Genomic DNA, 20,197 nt, shown 5'->3' with positions numbered 1-20,197 from the left:
TAAAACAATCATTGCAAAAACAAGCTGGAATTCAGGCTATTGCCAGAATTCCAGCTTGTTTTAATGAAGCTACCGCTTCGCCTTATAAAACTCATGATCAAACGTCATGAGTGTTCTCTGCTCAGTCCGCGAGACCTACTCCAACTAATGCCCTGCCCTTCTCCTTTCTCCCTCCTCACTCCTTGCATCAGGATTAGTCGCACGATCCAGAAACAACGTTGAATTGATGACCAGATTAACATCAGGCCAAGTCCGTGCCAAAATCCGCCAACCCCGCTTATTCAGCTGTAATTCATCAATCGCTTCATACATGATTTGCCTCATGCCTACGGCCGTACGAACAGCTACGAGAGGACTTTGGGATGTACGAGCTATTTGTTCAAGCACCGCCAGTTTATTTTGCACGAGACTAGCTACAAAGATCCGGCTATAGCAGCTGTAATCGAACTCTGCCCCATCTTTCATCATGACATTCACTTTCGTTCCTAACCCCATTTTTTCGAGAAAAGAGCACGAGGTTTCACAGGCCGCTGGGTCGATATCAAGGCAGATGACCTCCACATCAGCTAATAGATGAAGAATAATCGCGCTAAGCGGCATCGGCCCGCTGCCAACAAATACAATCGGCGAATTCTCTATCTGACCATCTTGCCGATTAAACGGACGCAGGGTGGACAGCTCCTCGCTAACTAAAGCCATATAAATCGTCCAGTAGGGCAGCTGTGTGACGATATCCATTGCGGCAGCCTCCGCCCTGCAAATATGCTGAGAATCAGCCAGCTCTACTTGAAATTCGGCTTTTGACAGCTTATCCTGCAGCATTCGCTGGTTCATGACCATATATTCATCGCTTAGAACAGCCTTGATTTCTTCGGGCGAGTAGCAAATGCGCAATTGCTGTGAAAGGCGCCCGATCATGTTCGCCACCCGTAGATTGGCAGGAGAAAGATCCTCTTCTTTTTGAAGAAGCTCATTTATTTCACGAATAAAATCGATAAAATCATCAACCTTTTGAATGCTTGGCGCTCTCGCTGTATGAATAGTAGTATTTGTAGAAAAGTCCTCCATTTGCCCAATTCCTCCTTCAATCTGCATCCGCGTTCCCACTTCGAATATATTCGAATGGTTAGCAATGTAGACGAAGGTTAGGACTGGGTATTCAGCAAATCATCTTTAGCAAACGAACCGACGCTCATCAAATATGAAGAGTCGTCGCCAGCCGCATGCTGCATGGCCGCACAGGTCAGCATTGCACTTAGACGCACTCCTGCTTCGCAAGCAGTCGTTTTTTATCCACCTTTCCATTTGAATTAAGCGGGAATTCCTGCAGCTCGACAAACTGCTTAGGGATAATCGAGGGCGGCAGCCTCTGAAGCAAAAAAGCTCGCAGTTCGGTTACCGACACCGTTGCCGCTCCCGGCTGCGCCAAGCGATAATAAACGATCAGCTTTCCTCCTTCATCTTCCGGTGAAAAAAGGACAATAGCGGCTTGAATCGCCTGATGAGCTTCAACTGCTTTACGAATTGTTTCAGGATGAACGAGTATGCCATTAATTTTCAGCTGATCGTCGACCCTGCCGGCATATTCGACTAGCCCCTCTGGCAGCCATTTTCCAAAGTCTCCGGTGCGGTACAACATAGCTCCTTGTTCGAAGGGGTTCGGAACAAATCTTTGCTTTGTCAGCTCCTCGCGCTGCAGGTATCCCATAGCCAAGCCTTCTCCGGCGATGCAGATTTCCCCAATTACACCGATCGGGCATAGCTGCATGTGTGAATTAACGATGTATATGCTTGTATTTCCAATCGGCTTGCCAATCGTTACAGGCAAGCCTTCCTTCAGCTCGGTGGTTACGGACACGACCGTCGCCTCAGTCGGACCGTAGTGATTAAAAACCCGATATCCCTTGTGCACAAGACGATCCTTCAGCCCCTGCTCAAGGGCTTCTCCTCCGGAAATGACAATTTGCACGCTAGCGAGCCGCTCTCCTTCCGACAGCAGCCGATTGAGCAGCGTAGGGACAAGATGAATAACCTGTACCTGATGCTTGTCAATAAACTGCCGGAACGCGCGCTGATGCACCAACAGCTCGGTTTGAATCAAAACGACGCTGCCACCCCCTAGCAAGGTGCAAAAGATCGACTCTACCGATGCATCAAACGTCAAGTTGGCGGCTAGAAGCACACGAAGCGGCGCCTCTCTGCCATATTGGGCGTTAAACCAAGCTGCATAATTGACGACGTTCCGATGCCGGATCATCACCCCCTTAGAGGCTCCCGTCGTTCCCGATGTATAGATGATATACGCCAGAAGTTCTGAATCGGTCGACGTGTTAAAGCTCTTCTCAAAATCCGACTCGTCCGAGTAAGACGAAGCCTCATATGGGTTCAGCGTCTGGAGTCCCTGCAGCGGCGTGCGAGAGATCGCGATTTGGGCTTTGCAGTCTTCCAAAATGATACGGTTATGCGCCTCCGGTGCACGGAGATCGATGGGCAAGTATGCGGCGCCCGCTTTCAATATCGCCAATAAACCGATCAGCATTTCCGGCGTGCGGTCGGCCGTAATGGCAACGATCTGTCCCTTGCCTGCTCCCCTCTTGCGCAGCGATGCAGCAAGTCTGCTGGATTCTCTCTCCAGCTCCCCGTAAGTCAAGCTGCCAGCGTTTGAAACAACCGCTATGTGCTCCGAATGCAGCGCCGCGCGTTCCGAGAACAGTCCGTGTATCGTCCTCTCCCGTGGAAACGCAAGCGTAGTCTCGTTGAAGTCCCTTGCGAGCTGAATATATTCATCGGCTAGCAGCATGGGTACATCCCTAAGCAGTTGATTGCGCTTGTGAAACATCGCCTCCTCCAAGCTGGTCACATGGGACTTGAAACGCTCCATAGAAATACTTTCGTGCAAATGCCCATTCCATCTCGCATCGTCATACACGATTTGTTCTAGCTCATCCTGCCATTCCGAGGAATATCGCTGCGGAGAAGCTTTAATAACCTCGTTTATTGAAGGAATGCCAAGCATGGCCTCCAGCCGCTGCAGCCATTTTTCAACCGTTTCGTCCACAGAGCAGTCTAGTTCCAAAAAAGTCCTATTGCCGGAGTCTGGTTCTTCTGGAGCTTTGCCAGTTCGCTTGCAGCTCCACAATGGCGGGCTCCCTTGCTCCTCCACGTACAGCTGAAGCTGCTCGGGCTCGTGGTATTTCACCAGCACAAGCCCCCAAGCCAGCCGTAAACTCGTTAATTGTACACTATCATGGCTAGCGAGCGTCATCGACATCTGCCCTCCCTTGTAGAAGGTTTTAGTAGAAGGATTTGTCAGCTTAATCTTCTTCGTTGCAGAGCTTCGAGCATGGAGGCAAGAACCTCCTTCTCTAGCTTGCAAATCGTTTGCAGCCCATTTCCGATTTCCCTTGAAATCCCTGTCGGTCACAGCGTGCCATCACATCTTCGTCGCCATGCGCACCAGCTAACCCTTCGTCTCAGCTGCATGCAGCAGCTCAAGAAAACGATCAGCTGCATTCGGAAGCAGCGCCTCGCTCTCCTGATGGTTCTCAAGCCGGTTCTGTAGACGATCCCATATCGGCAGCGCCGGCTGAAGCAAAACCCTTGTAGCGAGATTGACCGTCACTCTCCAGTCGTCTATATACTGAACAATGCTTTGCCTCAGCTCCGACACGGCCTCTCCTTCTCCTAAAGGCAGCGGCGCAGCATCCACCATTCGGATAAAGCCGTACAGCCGATGATGGAAATGGCGCGTTGCCTTCAGGATCATACATTTGCGCAGCACCGTCTCCTCCGAGGCCAATAATCGCTGTGCAAAGTTGCTTAAGTAGAAGGAATCCGCCTTGAGCATGCGGGATACGTAGCCAATCGCAGAAGCATCCGTCACCTGAAGCATGCCTGGCACAAACCTCTGATACGGCAAGCCCAATGCATCATGGGCCGTCTTTAGTGCTGTCCGATCCATCCCCCCGCAAAACGCGGGATGATCGTCGAAGATCAAGTAGCTTCCGTCCGGCAGAAGCTCACGCACAACAATGTAGTGTCCTGCATGCTCTTTGCCGTAAAATACCTTCGCATGCGGCATGTAGAACAGATCGCAAGGGAGCAGTACCAGATGCCCGCTTCGCAGTGCCTCATCGATCCAGTTGTTTTCATAACTCCGCTCAATTCCATAGTGTGCAAGGAGCTGTTCCTCCGTAGCCAGCACCCGGCTCAAATCTACCTCCTCGCCTTCCTCGTCCCATACCGGCTTGAACGCCCAGCGGTCTATCATTGCCGCATAAGGGTGAATGCCTGGATAGAGGGTAAGCAGCTTGTCGATGGAGCAATCCACCCACGCGAGATTCATGGCTGCAGCTTTCCGCAAATGCTATCGACCATATGCTGCAAGGTGGCAAAATTTTCGAAAAGCAACTCCTCGTCCTCAAAGACGATATCAAAATTCGTTTCGAACGCTACAACAAGACTCATCGAAGCAAACGAGTCCATCCCATAGCTTGCCAGCTCATCATCTGGCGCGACATCTTCCTCCAGTTGAAGCTGTTCCTTGATTTGCGACTGCACATAACCCGCGATATGTTCCTTGGTCCATTCCGTACCGTTCATAATGGATCTCCTTTCTAGGCTTAGGATGCGATTAGCTTGTTCATGCCAAATCCTCAGGCTTCCTGCCAAACAAGGTGCCTCCTATAATATCTTTCCTATAACGGCTCAAGGTCCATCTCTCTGTAATTCCAGCAGGCCGCTCCCCCCAAGACCGGAAATACGACATATAAAGCTGGATATGACGAAACATCATCCAATCGGGAATATGGCGCTGAAGCTCTGCTGAGACGGTCCGGCAAACGGTATAGCCTTCCAAAAAATCATGCAGGAATAACTCCGGAGACCAACTGCTCTCACTCGCCCGGCTATGTTCCGCCAATCCGTAATATAAGGCAACCGCAATGTCGCTCGCATAATGATGATGCGTCAACCCGTCGAAATCGAACATTACGATGCCTTCCCCGGTCCAATGAAAATTGCGAGGATGCATATCGTTGTGGATTAAACCGAACTCCCCCGTACGCTCGGGAATCAGTCTTACTTTGGTTATCCAGGTGTCAGCCGCTGATCGAAGCTCCGGGAACGAGCTGAGGGCACACACGTCTAACGTTGGCAGCAGCTCAGATTCCTCCCAGCTGGGACGAATCCATTCGGGCTGCTTCGGCGCGTAAAGCTCGGCAAGGCTGTGCAGCCTTCCCATGGCCATCCCCCATACTTTGTAAAGCTTGGGGCCATAGTGGCCGGGACCGACGCGCTCGCCCTCTGCCCACTCGAAAGCATACGCCCAGTATCCCGAGCTTCCGCCACTTCCTTCGCCGTCCACTTTGCCGTCAATGGCATCCATGCCATTCATGCTATTGATGCTGCCGCTGATGTTTTCTACGTATTGCCCGCTCCTTGCAACGATGGGCCTAGCCACGGAAACGCCATGAAAGGCAACAAATTGAATAAAATCGATTTCTCCCATCAGCTGTTCCCGAGTTCGACGGCTTTTCCGGGTCATTTTTAAAATAAATTTGCGACCCTTCAATTCCCATGCGTATACTCCGCTCTCATAGCTCTCCAGCGGAACGAATGCGACCCGTTCTAGAGCGAAGCGTCCGATCGCTTCTTGAACGAGTCTGTTGTCGTCTTGTACAAACAAATTAGCTTTCATCGGCTGGCAGTTCCTTGTTCCTCGTCTACCGCTTTCAGCAGATCACACAGCAATTTTTCGTGCTCGTCAAGAAGCAGAGTGAATCGATCCTGCAGCAGGCCGATCTTATCGCGCTGGACGGATAAGCCAACCTTGTATAACTGCATCAGTGCTTTGCGCCATTTCTCCCGCAATCCTTCCACGCGGTATAGAAGCTCTTGGCCCTCTTGTGGCCATCGCCCTTCATAGCGCCCGATATATGCAGCAAGGTATTCAAGCTGATGAAGCATCCCCCCGACCCGGAAGCAATAATACACGTTCCGGCACACAGCAGAGAACGCCGGAGCATCTAACGCAGGCAGCTTAGCGTAGTCCCTTACATACATACGGTAGGCAAGACTGCCTTGGTACCTTTGGTCAGGCAATTCTAAGCCTTGATTAAATGAGCGAATGTTTTGGAGCACCTCATTAAATCGTTCTAAGCCTGAGAAAAGCTTCTGCTCCGCATCAGTCTCGAACCAAGCGTACCCCCATAATCCTCTTCGCAGCGCATCGACCGTCAACACTCCTTCATAGGTAGTGACATGCCCCGCCTGATCGAGAAAGGAGCTGTCGCCGATCAGCACCGAATCGCTGCCATCGTCCCAGCCAAGCAGAAGGACAAGGTGATTTCTCTCTTCTCCGTCTCTGAATACCTCATGGTAGTCGAGCGATGTCGTACGTATAAACAGCAGCGGCATGCGGCCTCGCAGCACAGCCTCCCGCAGGCGCAGCAGCGCGGCACCCGGATTCAGCTCCACCTCGAACGAGGCATGCGGCTTAAGTCCGTAAGTTTGGGCGAATCGTTCTACAATGTCCTGCTGAGACGCAAGCCAAACCCTGTTCAGATCGCCGTAGTACTCCAAATTCTGCCCGTTCGTCTCGAAATAAATATCCGCTTCATCGCTCTCCGCTGCCGCTTCCGGCCGTTCTCGCTCCAAGATGTGGTACAAACCGGAGAACAAGCAGTGCAGGCCCGCGCGTATGGCAAAAGGTTTTTTATGCTTAATGTCCATTTCCATGGGTTGTGGCCTCCTTTACCGCCGGCGAGAGTCTCGCAGGTTCCCCATTTCCTCTTACATAGGGGAGAATGTACTCGCCGATGCGCAGCTGTTCATCGGGCCCCGCGAGCCCGCTTAGAATAAAATAGTCTACGCCTAGCTGTTGGAACTTCCGAATCGACTGCCGCACCTCCTCGTACGATCCGACGATGGAAAACCCGTTTGATGTATTCAGCTGCACGAGTCCTGCCCATAAGTGCTCGGATACTTTTGCCATCGGGTCTGCATAATGCGCTTTGTAGCTCTGAATCCCTGCAGCATCGCAATTATTGCGGAACAGCCGGTTCGTGCGCTTCTCTAAAGCGCTCGCTCCGCCAAGAAAACGCTCTGCTGCGGCCCAAGCCGATTCAGTCGTCTCTCTGGCTATAATATCGATCATAATGCCGCACTTAGGACGATGCAGACTTGCCTTAGGGATATATCCGCGAAACGTTTCAAGCCGATTGCTGACAACCGGATAATCATGCCCGTACGTTAAATAATGGTGTCCGCTGGCAGCCGCGATTCGCATAGCCTCTGGGGAGCTGCCGGAAATGAACACGCTGCCGCGAGCAGGCGGCTTCGGATACAGCTCTCCTTGATTTACCTCGAACCATGAGCCTCTAAAGTGGACAGTCCCGCCTTCTTGCAGCCGGTGAAACAGCTCTACAAATTCCTTCGTCCGCTCATAGCGCTGCTCGTGGCTAAGCGCTTTCGTCATGCGCCCCATCTCAATGGCCGAGCTGCCGGTTACCACATTTATATCCGCTCGGCCGCCAGTAAGCAGATTTAATGTGCTTAGCGCTTTTGCTGCTGCCGTTGGCAGAATATAGCTCGTATTTTGCGCGATCAGAAATCGCAGCTTCCCGGTTCGCTCGGCCAAATACGCGGCAGCAAGCCAAGGGTCCATGTATTCGTTCGCGTTGATCAACAATACGGAATCAAAGCCGTACCCTTCGGCCGCTCTAGCCTGCTCCGTTATCCGCTGAAGGTCACCGTGCGGAAGCATCCAGCAAAAAGCCATTTCGCTCACTCCTTCGAAGGCTGCATCTCCTTGTATTTCGAGATCAGCTCCCCGATTTTTCGCATCGTGGAGACGTTTTCCGTCAATAAATCTTCATCATCGATCATCAGGTCAAAATATTGCTCCAGCTCGACCACAAGCTCGACCACAAGAACAGAGCTTAAATACTGCTCCGTTAAATCCGCATCCTCTCCAAGCGCCACCAGCAGCTCCGGCTCTAGGTTCAGCAGCTTCGCCAAAATATTCACGATATGTTCCTTATTGTCCAGCATGAACAATCACCCCGCTTTGCTCTTCCGTATATCTGCCGTCGATGACGAGCTTGCCCGAGAGCAGATGCCTTTTCTCTTTAAATTCCTCCCAGCTGGTAATGATCGCGATAACCTCGCTCCCCGAAACCAGCTCCTCCATCGTTTGCGCATAAGAAATGGGCAGTCCATAAGCATGGTCGAACGCCTGCATCGATAGCGGGTCATAAACAGCGATGTTCAAATATCCCATCCCGAGCATTAGACGTATGATTTCGAAAGAAACGGCGCCGCGTACATCGTCGCTGCCCGGCTTGAATGAAAGACCCAGAAGACCAATCTTTCGATTCTTATCGTGTCCGGCAGCAGCGGCAATCCGCTCCGCCATTCTCATCTGTGCCTTTTGGTTCACGTCAACCGCAGCCTGCAGCAGACCAGCTTGTTCGCCAATAGCGGAAGCATGATGAATCATTGAAGCGATGTCCTTAGGCAAGCAATACCCTCCGTAACCGCAGCCCGGATACACGTAATCGGTCATCTTGGCCGGCGTGCCTTGCCAGCGCTTGTCCTCGTGAAGCAAATCGAACGCCTGAGGAATATCGATGTCGCCAGTCCGCTCTGCAATCATCGCCATCTCATTCGCGAAACTGATCAGCGTGGCTAGCAGCGAATTGGACATGTATTTAACAAATTCGGCGGCTGTGGCTGATACGCGGCGGACGGGAGCATCAAAGCCCAAAGCATACAGCTCCGCAAGCATCCTTCCGCCGATCGGCTCAGCTTCCCCAATGACGATCCGGTCTGGCTCCATCACATCGCGCCACGCCGAGCCTTCTCTTAGAAACTCCGGGTTTGCTGCTAGGCCGACATGTTCCCCAGGGCGTAATCCGAACTGCTCGAGCAGAGGCGCAATTACGCGGGAGGTCGTACCCGGCGGTACTGTGGACTTTATGACCAGCACGCGAAACCGTCCGTCCGACAACACCTCGCGGCTTGCCTTCAGCCCATCCAGCAAAGCGTTCAGGTCCGTGCCGCCATCGGCAAGAGCGGGAGTGCCAACGCAGTAAAAAATATATTCCGCCCTGCGCAAAGCTTCTTCAAGCGTATCGCAAACGATGAATCGATTGCCCAGATAGCGGCCAAGATGCTCCTGCAGCTCCGGCTCGTGAAACGGGATCTTTCCCGCTTGGTACAGCTCCCTTTTGTTCGAATCGCAATCGTATGCGAATAGGGTACAGCCGAGACGATGGGCAAGTCCAAGCCCGGTCGTCAGACCGACGAAGCCTAGTCCGATCACCGCGATCATACGGAGATCAGCTCCTTCTGCAGAAACCTCAAGTAACGTCTGACTCCTTCGGACACTTCAATCTCGGGCCGGTAACCGAGCACACCCCGGGCTTTGGACAAATCTGGACAGCGCCTGGACGGGTTATGCAGCAAGTAATCCTTCTCCGGGGATGCAGCATAGTGGATATCGCCCGTGTAGCCTTGCAGCTCGGAGGCAGCCTCACGGTATATGCCAGCCAACTGCTCAACGGACAGCTCGCCGCCGTCCATGCCGATATTAAAGCAGTCGAATTCGTCATGCAGCAGGACGCGGAGGTAGCCGTCAATCGCGTCGGCAATATAGCAAAACGTCCGGGTCGGCTTGCCGTCCGAATGAATCACAATCGGGTCATCCCGGAGCACAGAAAGCGCAAAGTCGGCAGGCACCCTTCGGTCCATAAGCGACATGCCGGGACCGAAATTGTTGAACGGCCGCACAATACGGACCGGCATGCCGAATGTCTGATGATAGACGTAGCACAACGTCTCGCCCATTCGTTTCGACTCATCGTAGCATGCGCGCGGTCCAATGCTCGGCACATGTCCCCAGTACGACTCAGGGGTCGGTATGAAATTTTGGTCCGGATCGCCGTATATTTCGCTGCTGGAAAAAAACAGAAGGCCCTTCAGCGGGCGACGCTTATAGAAGTCGAGCAGCCGCTGGAGTCCCATGACATTCGCTTCGATCGTTTCGACTGGAAACTGCCGATAAAAGGTGGGCGAGGCGATGGAAGCCATATGAAAGACGTAATCCGCACACTCGGCACCCTTTACAAGCTCAAGGCTGTCTCTGGCAATATCGAACGTGTGCACCTCGATATCCTGATGCTCCGCCGCTAGGGAGGAAAGCCACTCCGGGATGCCGGAACGGAATGTATCGAGCAGCAGCAGCTTGTCATAGGCATAGCCCTGCCGCTTCAGATGAACGAACAAGTGAGTCAGATAAAAGCCGATAAAGCCGCCGCAGCCGGTAATTAGAATCCTCATGCCGGAGAAGCAGGCAGGGTTGACCATTTTATCCTGAATATACGCCATATCTTCCTGCATGATCGGATTATTCATCGCATCCATAGACGCTTCAGCCTCCCTTAATTCTCGTGCCAGCGCTTCCAGGGGGCTTCCCCGGAAGCCCAAAGGCTCTCGAGATATTGCTTGTCGCGCATCGTGTCCATACAGTCCCAGAACCCGTCGTGTCTGTAAGCCATAAGTTGTCCTTCCTCAGCCAGTCGTGGAAGGACATCGCTTTCAAGCACATCCGTATCGTGACCGATATATTCAAGCACGCCTGGCTCAAAAACAAAAAAGCCGCCGTTAATCCAACCACCGGTATCGGCCTTCTCCTTGAAACAGACAACCTGATCGCCTATCAGATCCACGGTGCCAAATCGGGCGCGGGGCTTGACGAGCGTGACCGTGGCCAATTTCCCATGGGATTTGTGGTAATCGAGCAAGCTCTTGACGTCGATATCGCCTACTCCATCCCCATAGGTCGTCATGAAGGTATTATCGCAAAGCTGATCCCGAAGCCTGTGCAGCCGCCCGCCCGTCATGGTGCTCAGCCCTGTATCGAGCAGATGCACCGTCCAATCCGGCTGCCTGTGCCTGACAATATCGACGGTCGCTTGGCTCATATGGATGGAGAAATCGTTTTGCAAATACATATAATTGAGAAAATATTGCTTGATCATTTCCTTCTTATAGCCTAAAGCGATAATAAACTCATTGAAGCCGCAAGCATCGTAAATGTTCATAATATGGCATAAAATCGGCATGCCTCCGATCTCTACCATCGGCTTCGGCCGCAGAACCGTTTCTTCACCCAGACGGGTACCGAAGCCGCCGGACAATAAGACGACCTTTGTTTTCTCCATCTCCGACGCTCCTCTGTTATGAACTTGTATCATGTAATGGTCATGCTTTTGGCGTCCTCGCTGCTATGGCGGTTTCTTGGCATTCGCAGCCCGTAATTGGGCATACCTGACTCGATTCGACTCGACTAGGCTCCACACCGCACCCCCACCGCTAGCTGCTCGCGCTGGAGTAATTGCGGATGGCTACGTTCCACAGCTTCCGCGAGAGGAATAAAAACAGCAGCGGAGCGATCAGGAACCAGACCATATGCACCCAGGTCAGCCGGTCGAGCACGAACAGCGGCGGAAAATTAGTAATGACAAACACCGGGAACAAAAACGTGCCTGCATGCCGAACCGAGCGGCCATATATGTGCATCGGCACATGGTTCATATCCCATATGGCGGTTGACATCTGATTGACCGCCGCCGTCTGTACCGTCCAGAACGAGATCAAGGATGGCATCAGGAAGATGGCATATTTGAGCACGATGCCGAGGAAAATGAACAGCAAAAACATCACTACCCGCGAAAGTGTGACCGGAATGCCCATGCGCGACCAGGCAAGGATAATCATCCCTGCCCCAGCCACCACGTTTGTAAATGAAAAGCCGAAGTCTACATTGCGAAGCGTAGCGATAAACTGCAGCGAAACCGGCTTTGTGATGAGCAGATCCAGCGTGCCGTTTCGAACATGATTGCTCAAATTCATGAAGTTCGAATAAAAGAAAAGACAATAAAAGCCCGTCATCATCGTAAAGGACCCGACAAACATCATCATCATATCCGGTGTATAGCCGTTAATGACGACCCCGACGCGGAACGCAACCATCACATAAAGCAGCTTGATGAATAAATAAGCGATTTCGATCGTGTTCGCGAACAAAAAATTGATCCGGTATTCCATCTGGGCGATAAAGCAGTTTTTGACGAAAACCTTGTAGATCAATGCGTATTTTTTTAATGTCTTTAACAAGGGGCCTACCCTCCCACCGCAATATACTTCGTGAGACCCTGCCTCCACAGCAAGGTCGAGAGCGCGGCGAATACCCCAATCCAGACCAACTGCATCATTACCCCGGCAGCAATCTCCGGGCCGGTCAACATGCCGCTGAGCAGACGGATGGGAAAATAAATCACATAATTGAATGGCAGCGCCAGCAGAATAGCCTTGGTAACCGGGCCGTAAATATCCAGCGGGAACAAACCCCCGCCCGCAATATTGGCGAGCAGCGCAAACGTCCGAAACGCGCCATTCGCTTCCGTAAACCAGAAAGCGACGGCACTTAAGCTATAATAGATGAAGAAATTCAGCATTAAGGCGCTGGGCACGACGCATAGAAACAGCAAAATATGGGACAGGTTGACCGGAAAGTCCAGCCACGCGTTCAGCAGCAGCATGACGATCACCGAAAGGGCGAGTACAACGAGCATTTGCACGCTTTTTTCCCCAAGAAAACAAAAAATCCGGTATGATAAATACCCTATCGGCTTGACGAGGTACTTATTCAATCCGCCGTCCTTGATGTCCCGGGCAATTTCGTACTGGAACGTGGTGCCGATCAGCTTGGACATCAAGACCGCCAGAACGGAATAAGCAATCATCTGGTTATACGAAAATCCGAATACAATTTGTTGCCCCGAGCTAGTAAACACCGCTCTCCAGTAGAAGTACTGAATTAAAATCGGAAAAACCGCGCCAAACAGATTCAGAAAAAAGTTCGTCCGGTATTCCAGCGAATTTTGCACGCCCAGTGAGAAGGTTTTCGAATACATGCTATGCAGTCTCATGCTTCTCACCGCCACTTTGGTACAGCAGGGCGATGCCCTCCTCAATCGGAATATCCTCGATGGTGAAATCAATTACGGGCAGGTGGTCAAGCACCCAGCGCGACATTTTTTTAATTTCCGACTGCTCGAACACGAACTTCACATGTGTATCCTTGAATTCCTTGACCTCTCCGACTTGATTCAGCACCCATTCTTCAACGGGCTCGGAAAGCACCAGCTTCATAATTTTTTTATGCCCAAGCCGTTCATTGACCTCATTCAGCCCACCGTCAAATACGATTCTTCCGTGGTTGATAATAATGGACCGATCGCACAGTTCCTCAATATCGTGCATGTAATGGCTGGTCAGGACGATGGTCGTTTTTTTGTCGCGATTGTAATATTTGAAAAACTCCCTTATTTTGCGCTGCGAAATAATATCGAGACCAATGGTCGGCTCATCTAAGAGGAGGATTCTCGGCTTATGAATGAGAGCGGCAATCAGCTCCATCTTCATCCGTTCGCCTAGCGACAATCTGCGCACCTGCACCTTCAACAGCTCCTTCACGTCAAGCAGCTCGGTCAGCTCTCCCAGCGTCCGCGCATACTCCGCATCGTCCACCTCGTAGATGCATTTGTTCAGAAACAGCGACTCATTCGCAGGCAGGTCCCACCATAGCTGATTTTTCTGTCCCATGACGATGGAAAATTGCCGTTTAAATTCATTTTTCCGCTCCCATGGCGTGTAGCCGAACACTTTGGCGCTGCCGCTCGTCGGATGCAAAATGCCCGACAGCATCTTGAGCGTCGTCGTCTTGCCGGCACCATTGGGCCCGAGGAACCCGACGACCTCTCCCTCCTCGATGCTAAAGGAAATATCCGACACCGCATGTTTCGTTTGCTGCTCGCGGCGGAACAAATTTTGGATCGAACTTTTAAGTCCCAACTCCTTCTTATGGTAAGTGAAGGATTTGGATAAGCCGTCAACCTCAATGATCATCCCTGTTGTCTCCTTTACTTCATACGTTCCTCGACATGGCGCTTGCGGTACACAGCGTCCGCATGAATCCGCTCCTGGAATCTGACCCGCTCCAGCGATTCACGAAGAAGCTCGCGACTTCCTTTGCCATTGCCAGTCCCAGTCCCAGTCAAGACGCTGTCGCGGAAATACTCCAGCTGCTTCTCGTAATAATGCTGCCGATCAAAGCTTATGCTGCCGAGCGGACGGCCGGTTCCGGGCTCCTCGATCTTAATCGTGATTTTATATCTCCCGACGTTGGCGCGAAAAAAATCGTTTACTACCAGGGCAGCATGCTCCAGCCTCAACACATGCCGCGTGCGGTAAGGGCGTTCGAAGGAAGCCGACAGTTCCGCAGCGAACCCGCTGGCATAGGCGAGCGATGCGTCGAATGACCAGTCGCAGCCCCGTGGACCGTCGAACGCTGACTCCGCCTTCAGCTTCGTGGGCTTGGCTGCCTCAAAGCCAGGCAGCTGCTGCAGCATTTGCAGCCAGTAGCAGCCAAGGTCGGCGAAGACGCCGCCGCCTCTGCCCGGATCGCAGCGATAGCTCGTCAACGGCAGATCGCTCATCGGTATATGCATCTCCGTGCGCATCTGCAGCAGCTTGCCATAACGCTGCCCCTGAATCAGCTCCCGGAGGGCGCTTTGCCACGGGTGATGCTGGATCATCAGCCCCTCCAGCACGACCGCCGAGTGGCCGGCTAGCCGCTCCGCAAGCTTTGCGCACTCCGCCGCATTCATCGCGATCGGCTTCTCCACGAGCACGTGCTTGCCCGCCTCGACCGCGCGCAGCACCCATTCGTTATGAAGATCATTACTCAGCGCGATATACACGGCGTCCACATCCGGGCTTGCCAACACGTCCTCAAGCTGCTCAAATACGCGCGGTATGCCGAATTCCAAGGCTATCGCCTCCGCTCGCGACCTAGTTCGGTTGGCAATGCCCACCACCCTAATGCCTTCGACGAAAGGCAGCGGCTGGAATACCGCCCTGCGAACGATGGACGCGCAGCCGATGATGCCTAGAGCTAAAGTTCTCATGCCTGCATCAGCTCCTATATGTGCTTTAGCGCCGAGACGCCATGCAGATAAAGCACATTGCACTTGGAGCATGCCGGGGTCAAGCCGTTGTTGATGGTTTCCCGAAGCCGATCGTATTCCGCGGAATTCCATATTTCCTCAAGGCTTTTTTCTTTTAAATTGCCTACCGTGAACTCGGAGAAAAATTTGCAGGCCGAAATGTTTCCCGTCGGCGTTACATCAATGCGTGTAGCCAGCGCCAGACAATCGGTCGCACAGCGGCTCGTCATGACCTCGCCTGTGACGAAACGCTCAATTTCGTCAAATTCGAGCCCCGGCTGGTAGCGCAGACGGGTGTGCCAGACCCGCTCGTTCATTTTGCGAAGCTGCTCCAGAAGGGAGGGAAGATGATGCGGCTCTATCCGGTATTTGAAGGCATGCCAGCTGCTCTTCTCTCCCTCTTCAATATGGCGCAGCCAGTCAAATTGCTCGCGAAAATAATCATCCATCGCAAGCGACGTATCCTGAGCAATGTACCAGGGGAACGTCAGCAGCACGAGATCAATTCCCCGCTGCTCAAAGCTCTCCATCAAATCGTATAAATAATAGATGTTTGCGTTATTAATGACGCAATGGACCGAAATCCGTCCATGGAATCGGCCCTCCGATCGAAGCGCCAGCAGCTGGTCGATGCCTTTCATCACCTTGCTGTAAGAGCCCTTTCCCCGGATGAGATCGTGGTCCTTCTCAAACCCTTCCACGGCGATAAGCAGCTCCAGCTGTTCAGAAATGCGCAGCATTTGCTCCATATATTGATCGAAGAGCAAGCCGTTCGAGCAAATCGTGACCTCTCGGGGATCCTCCTCCAGCATCGTCAAAATGTCGCCGAACTGCCGGTGGAACATCGGCTCGCCGCCCCACAAATACAAGCGGGATTTCGCCTGCTTCGTATCCTCGAACAATCTTTTCACAATGGCCACGTCGATATCCAAATTTTGCTCCGCCGTTTCCATCTGATGATGGTAGCCATCCTCGTTCCATTGGTAGCAATGCTTGCAGCGCAAATTGCAGCGGTTGGTCAGCTTAATGGCAACAACCTCGGGAAGCTCCGTCTTGTACTTCGGGTTTTCCCTCTTCTGCCTCATCGGGATTGCTGCGTTTCGGATCGTTCGCTTCAGGATCTCGAACGACTTCTCATCCATTCGGATATTTGTTTTAGGCTGCACGCTTATTTCCCTCCCCTTAAGCTCAGCAGAGACTTCTGCGCGGAGCGAGGCTCTGCCGCCTCAACTTTGGTAAGGCCGCTCAGCGCGGCTTCTCGTTATAATACAAGCAGCAGCCCGGACAAATAGAAAACAGCTGCTTGCGCAAATAATCCCTGTACTGCTTGTATTTCGTGCCGTTCCAAATCTCCTTTAAGCTGAGCTCATTGACGTTCCCGAGCGACAGATCGTAGAAATTGTGGCAGGAGGTTACCTCGCCTCTAGCACTCACCTCCGTGCTGATCCATGGGAAAACGCAGCGCTTCTTCATATTGGTAACCTTGGACCATTCCGCATTAAAATAATGGCGGATATTTTCCTCGCTGATTACCTTCGGATACGCATTGAAGTACATGCCGTGCTCCGCACAGTGGCGCTCGATTCGCTTCAACTGCCGGCATAGCTCCGCTGCATCGACTTCCGCGAACTGCGCAGGATCAGCGATGAAGCCTCTGGCAATCGGCGCGGCGGCAATATCGAAATGCTCCCGCAGCACGCCTGCGTAGTGATCGTAGCGCTCCCGGGTGACATACTGCTGCAGCTCGACGCTAATACAATCCAGCATCGCAAGGTCTACGCTTTCAAAGTAGAATCGCTCCAAATGCCTGTAATTCGTCGGCGTGACGGTCGTACTGATGCCAATTTTCGGGTATTCGCTGCCCATCGCTTCCCTAAGCTCATAGAGCTTGCGGATGCCTTTCATTGCTTTGCGGAAGACGCCTGCTCCCCGCTGTGCGTCATTAATTTCCTCAGGACCATCAAGCGACACCCAAATGCGCTCTGGCGGAAAGGCCATAATCATCTCCGCATGCCGCTCCAGCAAAGTACCGTTTGTAGGAAAATGTGCTTTGCTCCCCGTTGTATGAATGAGCTCCAATACTTCGTCGATCCATGGGTAAAGCAGCGGCTCTCCCCCGTAAAGCTCATAATAGGGACGTGTATCCTTGCAATCCTCAATAATCCGTTTCACCACGCCGATATCGAGCTTTTTCAGCTCCGGCTTCTCCTTGTAAGAGCCGTTCTCCCCCCACTCGAAGCACATTTTGCAGCGCAAATTGCACGATTCGATCAGCTGCAGAAAAATCCACTTGGGACTGTGCAGGTCTAACGCTTGAGCCGCGGCAGGCGCGGACTCCGTTCTGATTGCCATCATCTCGCCCTCTTCCCTGAGGTTACCGTCCTTCACCCTCAAACGATTCGTTCCAAATAGTCGTCCGTATACGATCTCGTAGCCGCTCGTTTCGCGAGCAGCCGTTCATGAATCGTCGCTAGCGCCTCCTCTGCAAATCCCGCCCGCTCCCAATCCTCATAGGTAATTCCGAGTCCGTGCTCCAGCCATACTTCCAGGTTTCTCTTCTCATGCTCGCCGAACGGTTCAAGCATAATGACCGGCGTGGCCGAGGCCAGCGAATCCATCAGCGTCCCTGCACCGGGCTTGCTAATGATGCCCTTCGCCTGACGAATGACATCATAGAGACCGTGGTGGGACGGCAAATTGGAAAATGACGGTGCAGTATCCGGCCTAATCTCGCCGAACCTTGGAAATTCATGCTCCCCGGATTCTCCTTTATTCCAAGCCGTCCACTCGGGATCGTTCATGTAATAACGATTGCCAAGCTGCTGCCCCTGAGCCTCCGCCGGCTCATAAGCAACGACATCAAGGGCAAACCCCAGCTGCGCAAGCTCCGGTATTTTCCCTTGATACGTCCCCATCCCCCAGCCTCCGCCGTGAATGACATACCTCGGCGCTCTACCTGCGAAAGGCAGCGGTTCTCCGTCGCCAACACGAATTTGCAGATGAATAGACAACGTTGACGACGCATACAGCCACACCTCTCGGTAACGGTCCGGATAATCGGGCATATATTTTTTGAGGCTTTTCCAAGAAGGTGACAGATCCGAATCCACATACAGCAGATCCACCTCCAGCTCGGCGGCGGCGGCACCAAGCTTCTCTCTGTACAGCTCCAGGATGTACACCCAATGCCCAGACAAGGAAATAAACCTCCTTCGTCCCTCCGCCGCCCAGCTGTTTAGCAGGTCAAAGATTTGCTCCGGATCGAAGCTGTCCCGAATATCCTTAGGCAGCTTAGTGGCGATTTTCGCAAGTGCGAAATTGGCATGATAAGCCTTCCTGCTGTCTACGATTTTTGCTTGCTTTTCTAATTGCATGAACCTTTCGAATACCAGCACCTCGGTCGGTATGCCGCGCTGTCTCAATTGATAGTTCACAATTAAACCAGGGTTATAGAAACCAAGACCGAAGCCTGAGCAAAGAATCGTGGTAAAGTGATTGTCCCGATTAGCCCTATTGCCCATCTTATTTTCCTCCTCATTCCCTTTAGGCGCTTAATTGGTTACGGCAATACCGCGAGACTTCAGGAGGGCTCGCATGCGGGCAAGCAGCTCGCTGCAGCATTCTATCCGCCCCGCGACCGCGGACAAATAGAGCCTTCCCTTGCGCTTTAAACCGGGTGCTTGATTAATCGTGAACGTACCAGCACTAAGCGGGAGAATTCCCTCTCCCCGTTCAGGCCGGAAGAGCAGCCCTTCGCGGTCCATAGCCGCAAGCAGATCGGCGTACTCCACGATTCCAAGGCAGATGACGGACAAATAGGTAAGGTTCCCCTGAAGCGAAAATTCGGCCAAATAATCGTCCAGTCGTTTTTTGATCAGACTCATCGACTTGCGCGCGTTAATTTCTACAATAGGCACGAGACCGCCCTCCTCCAGCAGCATCGAATCGACACAGACGTGGCCGTTGTAACCGCTCTCATAAAGCAGCTCGGCCGTTTTTTGCATCAGCTTGAAATAGCCTTCGCGCTCCAGCTTCTCTATGAGCTCCACACTTGCACTGAACGTGCCCTGATAGGCAAATTCGGCGTTCAAAACCTGCTGTACGGAAATGAGCTCATAGCCGCCGTCCGCATCAATATGGAATTGGCATGAAAAATCAGCTTCCTTGTCCAGCAGTGGCTCGAGCAGAAACAAGGTTGATTTTCCCTTCTGCTCCTGGACAGCGACATACCCGGCTATACGCTCCAGCGTCGCCGTGCTTTGGATCAGCAAGTTTCCCTTGCCAGATACCCCAAACGTATCTTTAGCAAGCACGGGGCCAGCAAGCAGCATAGCTTCGGCGGCGTGCCTCAGCTCCGTATGACTCCTCACAATCCTCGTAGGCGGGCCATACCCCAAACTTTCTCTCAGCTCTGCCGAATACAGCTTGGAATTCACGTGCCGAATCGTCTCCATAGCTGGATAACGCCCATCGAGCCGATAAAGCGAGGACAGCTCCTGCAAGCCGTCCAGTACGGCAAACGGCTCTATAAAGCCGCCTGGCGGAAGCAGCTCCTTATACTTGCGCACTGCCCCTTTATTCAGCATTTGCTGGAAGGGATTTGCGTCCTGCGCTCCGCCGCTATCCTCAAGTGGCTCGTCGCTAGTCCTGAACGTCAAGCCGATGTCGCTCAAATACCGAAGCTGCGCCGGAGCCACCGGATTCCGGGTAAGCAGCACGTCCGAGCTTTTGCAAAATAAAAATAACAGCTCGTCCATGGCGCCAACTATCGCCTTCGCCTGCGGGTCAGGCAGGGCTGGCAGCTTCGCCAGCGTCTCATCCCGCCACAGCGTCTCCGCATCGAAGGCGCCGCAATGGATCGTCGTTACGCCTCCAGCCCGCCTCATGCGCTCTTGGCTTGAATAAAGTCGCAAAATATATCGATAGACTGCAGGTGCTCCATATCAAATTGGTCAAAATCGATTTCGATTTCGAATTCGTCTTCAATCCGGAGTATGAAATTAATCAGCTGGAGCGAGTCCAGCCCCGCATCGTTCAGCATGTCGGAAGCTCCCGTCAGCGTAGCTGCCAGGTCGGGCTCGTTCTTGATTTCGGAAATAATCGTAATAATTTGCGTCTGCAGC

General features: G+C 52.6%; 20 protein-coding genes. All 20 read right to left on the bottom strand.

Going from position 1 to position 20,197, the window contains the following annotated elements:
* Nucleotides 1-144: 144 nt before the first annotated feature.
* Nucleotides 145-1,068, bottom strand: coding sequence for a nicotianamine synthase family protein (locus AC6B99_RS06695; RefSeq protein WP_056035342.1), 924 nt, complete (start codon nucleotides 1,066-1,068; stop codon nucleotides 145-147).
* 187 nt (nucleotides 1,069-1,255) lie between these two features.
* Nucleotides 1,256-3,265 (bottom strand): amino acid adenylation domain-containing protein, encoded by a 2,010-nt coding sequence (locus AC6B99_RS06690; protein ID WP_496663047.1) that lies wholly within the window; start codon nucleotides 3,263-3,265, stop codon nucleotides 1,256-1,258.
* A 195-nt stretch (nucleotides 3,266-3,460) separates the two neighbouring features.
* The gene (locus AC6B99_RS06685; protein WP_494862205.1) at nucleotides 3,461-4,345 is read right to left on the bottom strand and encodes a cysteine peptidase family C39 domain-containing protein; all 885 of its coding nucleotides are present in this window, start codon (nucleotides 4,343-4,345) and stop codon (nucleotides 3,461-3,463) included.
* On the bottom strand, nucleotides 4,342-4,602 hold the full coding sequence (locus tag AC6B99_RS06680) for a phosphopantetheine-binding protein (RefSeq protein ID WP_494862207.1): 261 nt from the start codon (nucleotides 4,600-4,602) through the stop codon (nucleotides 4,342-4,344). Before AC6B99_RS06680 ends, AC6B99_RS06685 begins: the two co-directional genes overlap by 4 nt.
* Nucleotides 4,603-4,642: 40 nt before the next feature.
* Entirely contained in the window at nucleotides 4,643-5,698 is a 1,056-nt protein-coding gene (locus AC6B99_RS06675) for a phosphotransferase enzyme family protein (RefSeq protein WP_496663046.1), read from the bottom strand.
* The gene (locus tag AC6B99_RS06670; RefSeq protein ID WP_056035357.1) at nucleotides 5,695-6,738 is read right to left on the bottom strand and encodes a hypothetical protein; all 1,044 of its coding nucleotides are present in this window, start codon (nucleotides 6,736-6,738) and stop codon (nucleotides 5,695-5,697) included. Before AC6B99_RS06670 ends, AC6B99_RS06675 begins: the two co-directional genes overlap by 4 nt.
* Nucleotides 6,722-7,780 (bottom strand): LLM class flavin-dependent oxidoreductase, encoded by a 1,059-nt coding sequence (locus AC6B99_RS06665; RefSeq protein ID WP_494862211.1) that lies wholly within the window; start codon nucleotides 7,778-7,780, stop codon nucleotides 6,722-6,724. Before AC6B99_RS06665 ends, AC6B99_RS06670 begins: the two co-directional genes overlap by 17 nt.
* Before the next feature lie 5 nt (nucleotides 7,781-7,785).
* The gene (locus AC6B99_RS06660) at nucleotides 7,786-8,052 is read right to left on the bottom strand and encodes a phosphopantetheine-binding protein (protein WP_494862213.1); all 267 of its coding nucleotides are present in this window, start codon (nucleotides 8,050-8,052) and stop codon (nucleotides 7,786-7,788) included.
* Nucleotides 8,039-9,334 (bottom strand): nucleotide sugar dehydrogenase, encoded by a 1,296-nt coding sequence (locus AC6B99_RS06655; protein WP_494883297.1) that lies wholly within the window; start codon nucleotides 9,332-9,334, stop codon nucleotides 8,039-8,041. The genes AC6B99_RS06660 and AC6B99_RS06655 overlap by 14 nt, the downstream gene beginning before the upstream one ends.
* Nucleotides 9,331-10,425: an NAD-dependent epimerase/dehydratase family protein gene (locus AC6B99_RS06650; protein WP_496663045.1), complete on the bottom strand. Its 1,095-nt coding sequence runs from the start codon at nucleotides 10,423-10,425 to the stop codon at nucleotides 9,331-9,333. Before AC6B99_RS06650 ends, AC6B99_RS06655 begins: the two co-directional genes overlap by 4 nt.
* Before the next feature lie 17 nt (nucleotides 10,426-10,442).
* Nucleotides 10,443-11,225 (bottom strand): glucose-1-phosphate cytidylyltransferase, encoded by a 783-nt coding sequence (rfbF, locus tag AC6B99_RS06645; protein WP_496663044.1) that lies wholly within the window; start codon nucleotides 11,223-11,225, stop codon nucleotides 10,443-10,445.
* Between the two features lie 151 nt (nucleotides 11,226-11,376).
* Nucleotides 11,377-12,180 carry an ABC transporter permease gene (locus AC6B99_RS06640; RefSeq protein WP_056035370.1) on the bottom strand — a complete coding sequence of 268 codons (804 nt, stop codon included), beginning with the start codon at nucleotides 12,178-12,180 and terminating at the stop codon, nucleotides 11,377-11,379.
* Between the two features lie 5 nt (nucleotides 12,181-12,185).
* Nucleotides 12,186-12,995, bottom strand: coding sequence for an ABC transporter permease (locus AC6B99_RS06635; RefSeq protein ID WP_496663043.1), 810 nt, complete (start codon nucleotides 12,993-12,995; stop codon nucleotides 12,186-12,188).
* Nucleotides 12,982-13,974, bottom strand: coding sequence for an ATP-binding cassette domain-containing protein (locus tag AC6B99_RS06630; RefSeq protein WP_494883289.1), 993 nt, complete (start codon nucleotides 13,972-13,974; stop codon nucleotides 12,982-12,984). The genes AC6B99_RS06635 and AC6B99_RS06630 overlap by 14 nt, the downstream gene beginning before the upstream one ends.
* A 14-nt stretch (nucleotides 13,975-13,988) precedes the next feature.
* A complete protein-coding gene (locus AC6B99_RS06625) occupies nucleotides 13,989-15,035 on the bottom strand; it encodes a Gfo/Idh/MocA family protein (protein WP_496663042.1) in 1,047 nt (348 codons plus the stop codon).
* Nucleotides 15,036-15,049: 14 nt separating this feature from the next.
* The gene (locus AC6B99_RS06620; RefSeq protein WP_496663041.1) at nucleotides 15,050-16,240 is read right to left on the bottom strand and encodes a radical SAM protein; all 1,191 of its coding nucleotides are present in this window, start codon (nucleotides 16,238-16,240) and stop codon (nucleotides 15,050-15,052) included.
* A 79-nt stretch (nucleotides 16,241-16,319) separates the two neighbouring features.
* The gene (locus AC6B99_RS06615) at nucleotides 16,320-17,429 is read right to left on the bottom strand and encodes a radical SAM protein (RefSeq protein ID WP_235533156.1); all 1,110 of its coding nucleotides are present in this window, start codon (nucleotides 17,427-17,429) and stop codon (nucleotides 16,320-16,322) included.
* A gap of 35 nt (nucleotides 17,430-17,464) precedes the next feature.
* The gene (locus AC6B99_RS06610) at nucleotides 17,465-18,595 is read right to left on the bottom strand and encodes a UDP-glucuronosyltransferase (RefSeq protein WP_496663040.1); all 1,131 of its coding nucleotides are present in this window, start codon (nucleotides 18,593-18,595) and stop codon (nucleotides 17,465-17,467) included.
* A gap of 30 nt (nucleotides 18,596-18,625) precedes the next feature.
* Nucleotides 18,626-19,960: an ATP-grasp domain-containing protein gene (locus AC6B99_RS06605; RefSeq protein ID WP_056035390.1), complete on the bottom strand. Its 1,335-nt coding sequence runs from the start codon at nucleotides 19,958-19,960 to the stop codon at nucleotides 18,626-18,628.
* On the bottom strand, nucleotides 19,957-20,196 hold the full coding sequence (locus tag AC6B99_RS06600; protein ID WP_056035458.1) for an acyl carrier protein: 240 nt from the start codon (nucleotides 20,194-20,196) through the stop codon (nucleotides 19,957-19,959). The genes AC6B99_RS06605 and AC6B99_RS06600 overlap by 4 nt, the downstream gene beginning before the upstream one ends.
* Between the last annotated feature and the right edge of the window lies 1 nt (nucleotide 20,197).

This window comes from Paenibacillus liaoningensis (genome assembly GCF_059609455.1).
This window is presented reverse-complemented; position numbering and strand designations above follow the sequence as displayed.

Coding starts and splice junctions, on each gene's coding strand:
- AC6B99_RS06630 (WP_494883289.1), bottom strand. CDS start 13,974: ATGATCATTGAGGTTGACGGCTTATCCAAATCCTTCACTTACCATAAG.
- AC6B99_RS06680 (WP_494862207.1), bottom strand. CDS start 4,602: ATGAACGGTACGGAATGGACCAAGGAACATATCGCGGGTTATGTGCAG.
- AC6B99_RS06675 (WP_496663046.1), bottom strand. CDS start 5,698: ATGAAAGCTAATTTGTTTGTACAAGACGACAACAGACTCGTTCAAGAA.
- AC6B99_RS06635 (WP_496663043.1), bottom strand. CDS start 12,995: ATGAGACTGCATAGCATGTATTCGAAAACCTTCTCACTGGGCGTGCAA.
- AC6B99_RS06625 (WP_496663042.1), bottom strand. CDS start 15,035: ATGAGAACTTTAGCTCTAGGCATCATCGGCTGCGCGTCCATCGTTCGC.
- AC6B99_RS06665 (WP_494862211.1), bottom strand. CDS start 7,780: ATGGCTTTTTGCTGGATGCTTCCGCACGGTGACCTTCAGCGGATAACG.
- AC6B99_RS06670 (WP_056035357.1), bottom strand. CDS start 6,738: ATGGAAATGGACATTAAGCATAAAAAACCTTTTGCCATACGCGCGGGC.
- AC6B99_RS06690 (WP_496663047.1), bottom strand. CDS start 3,265: ATGACGCTCGCTAGCCATGATAGTGTACAATTAACGAGTTTACGGCTG.
- AC6B99_RS06650 (WP_496663045.1), bottom strand. CDS start 10,425: ATGGATGCGATGAATAATCCGATCATGCAGGAAGATATGGCGTATATT.
- AC6B99_RS06610 (WP_496663040.1), bottom strand. CDS start 18,595: ATGGGCAATAGGGCTAATCGGGACAATCACTTTACCACGATTCTTTGC.
- rfbF (WP_496663044.1), bottom strand. CDS start 11,225: ATGGAGAAAACAAAGGTCGTCTTATTGTCCGGCGGCTTCGGTACCCGT.
- AC6B99_RS06605 (WP_056035390.1), bottom strand. CDS start 19,960: ATGAGGCGGGCTGGAGGCGTAACGACGATCCATTGCGGCGCCTTCGAT.
- AC6B99_RS06695 (WP_056035342.1), bottom strand. CDS start 1,068: ATGGAGGACTTTTCTACAAATACTACTATTCATACAGCGAGAGCGCCA.
- AC6B99_RS06685 (WP_494862205.1), bottom strand. CDS start 4,345: ATGAATCTCGCGTGGGTGGATTGCTCCATCGACAAGCTGCTTACCCTC.
- AC6B99_RS06615 (WP_235533156.1), bottom strand. CDS start 17,429: ATGATGGCAATCAGAACGGAGTCCGCGCCTGCCGCGGCTCAAGCGTTA.
- AC6B99_RS06660 (WP_494862213.1), bottom strand. CDS start 8,052: ATGCTGGACAATAAGGAACATATCGTGAATATTTTGGCGAAGCTGCTG.
- AC6B99_RS06655 (WP_494883297.1), bottom strand. CDS start 9,334: ATGATCGCGGTGATCGGACTAGGCTTCGTCGGTCTGACGACCGGGCTT.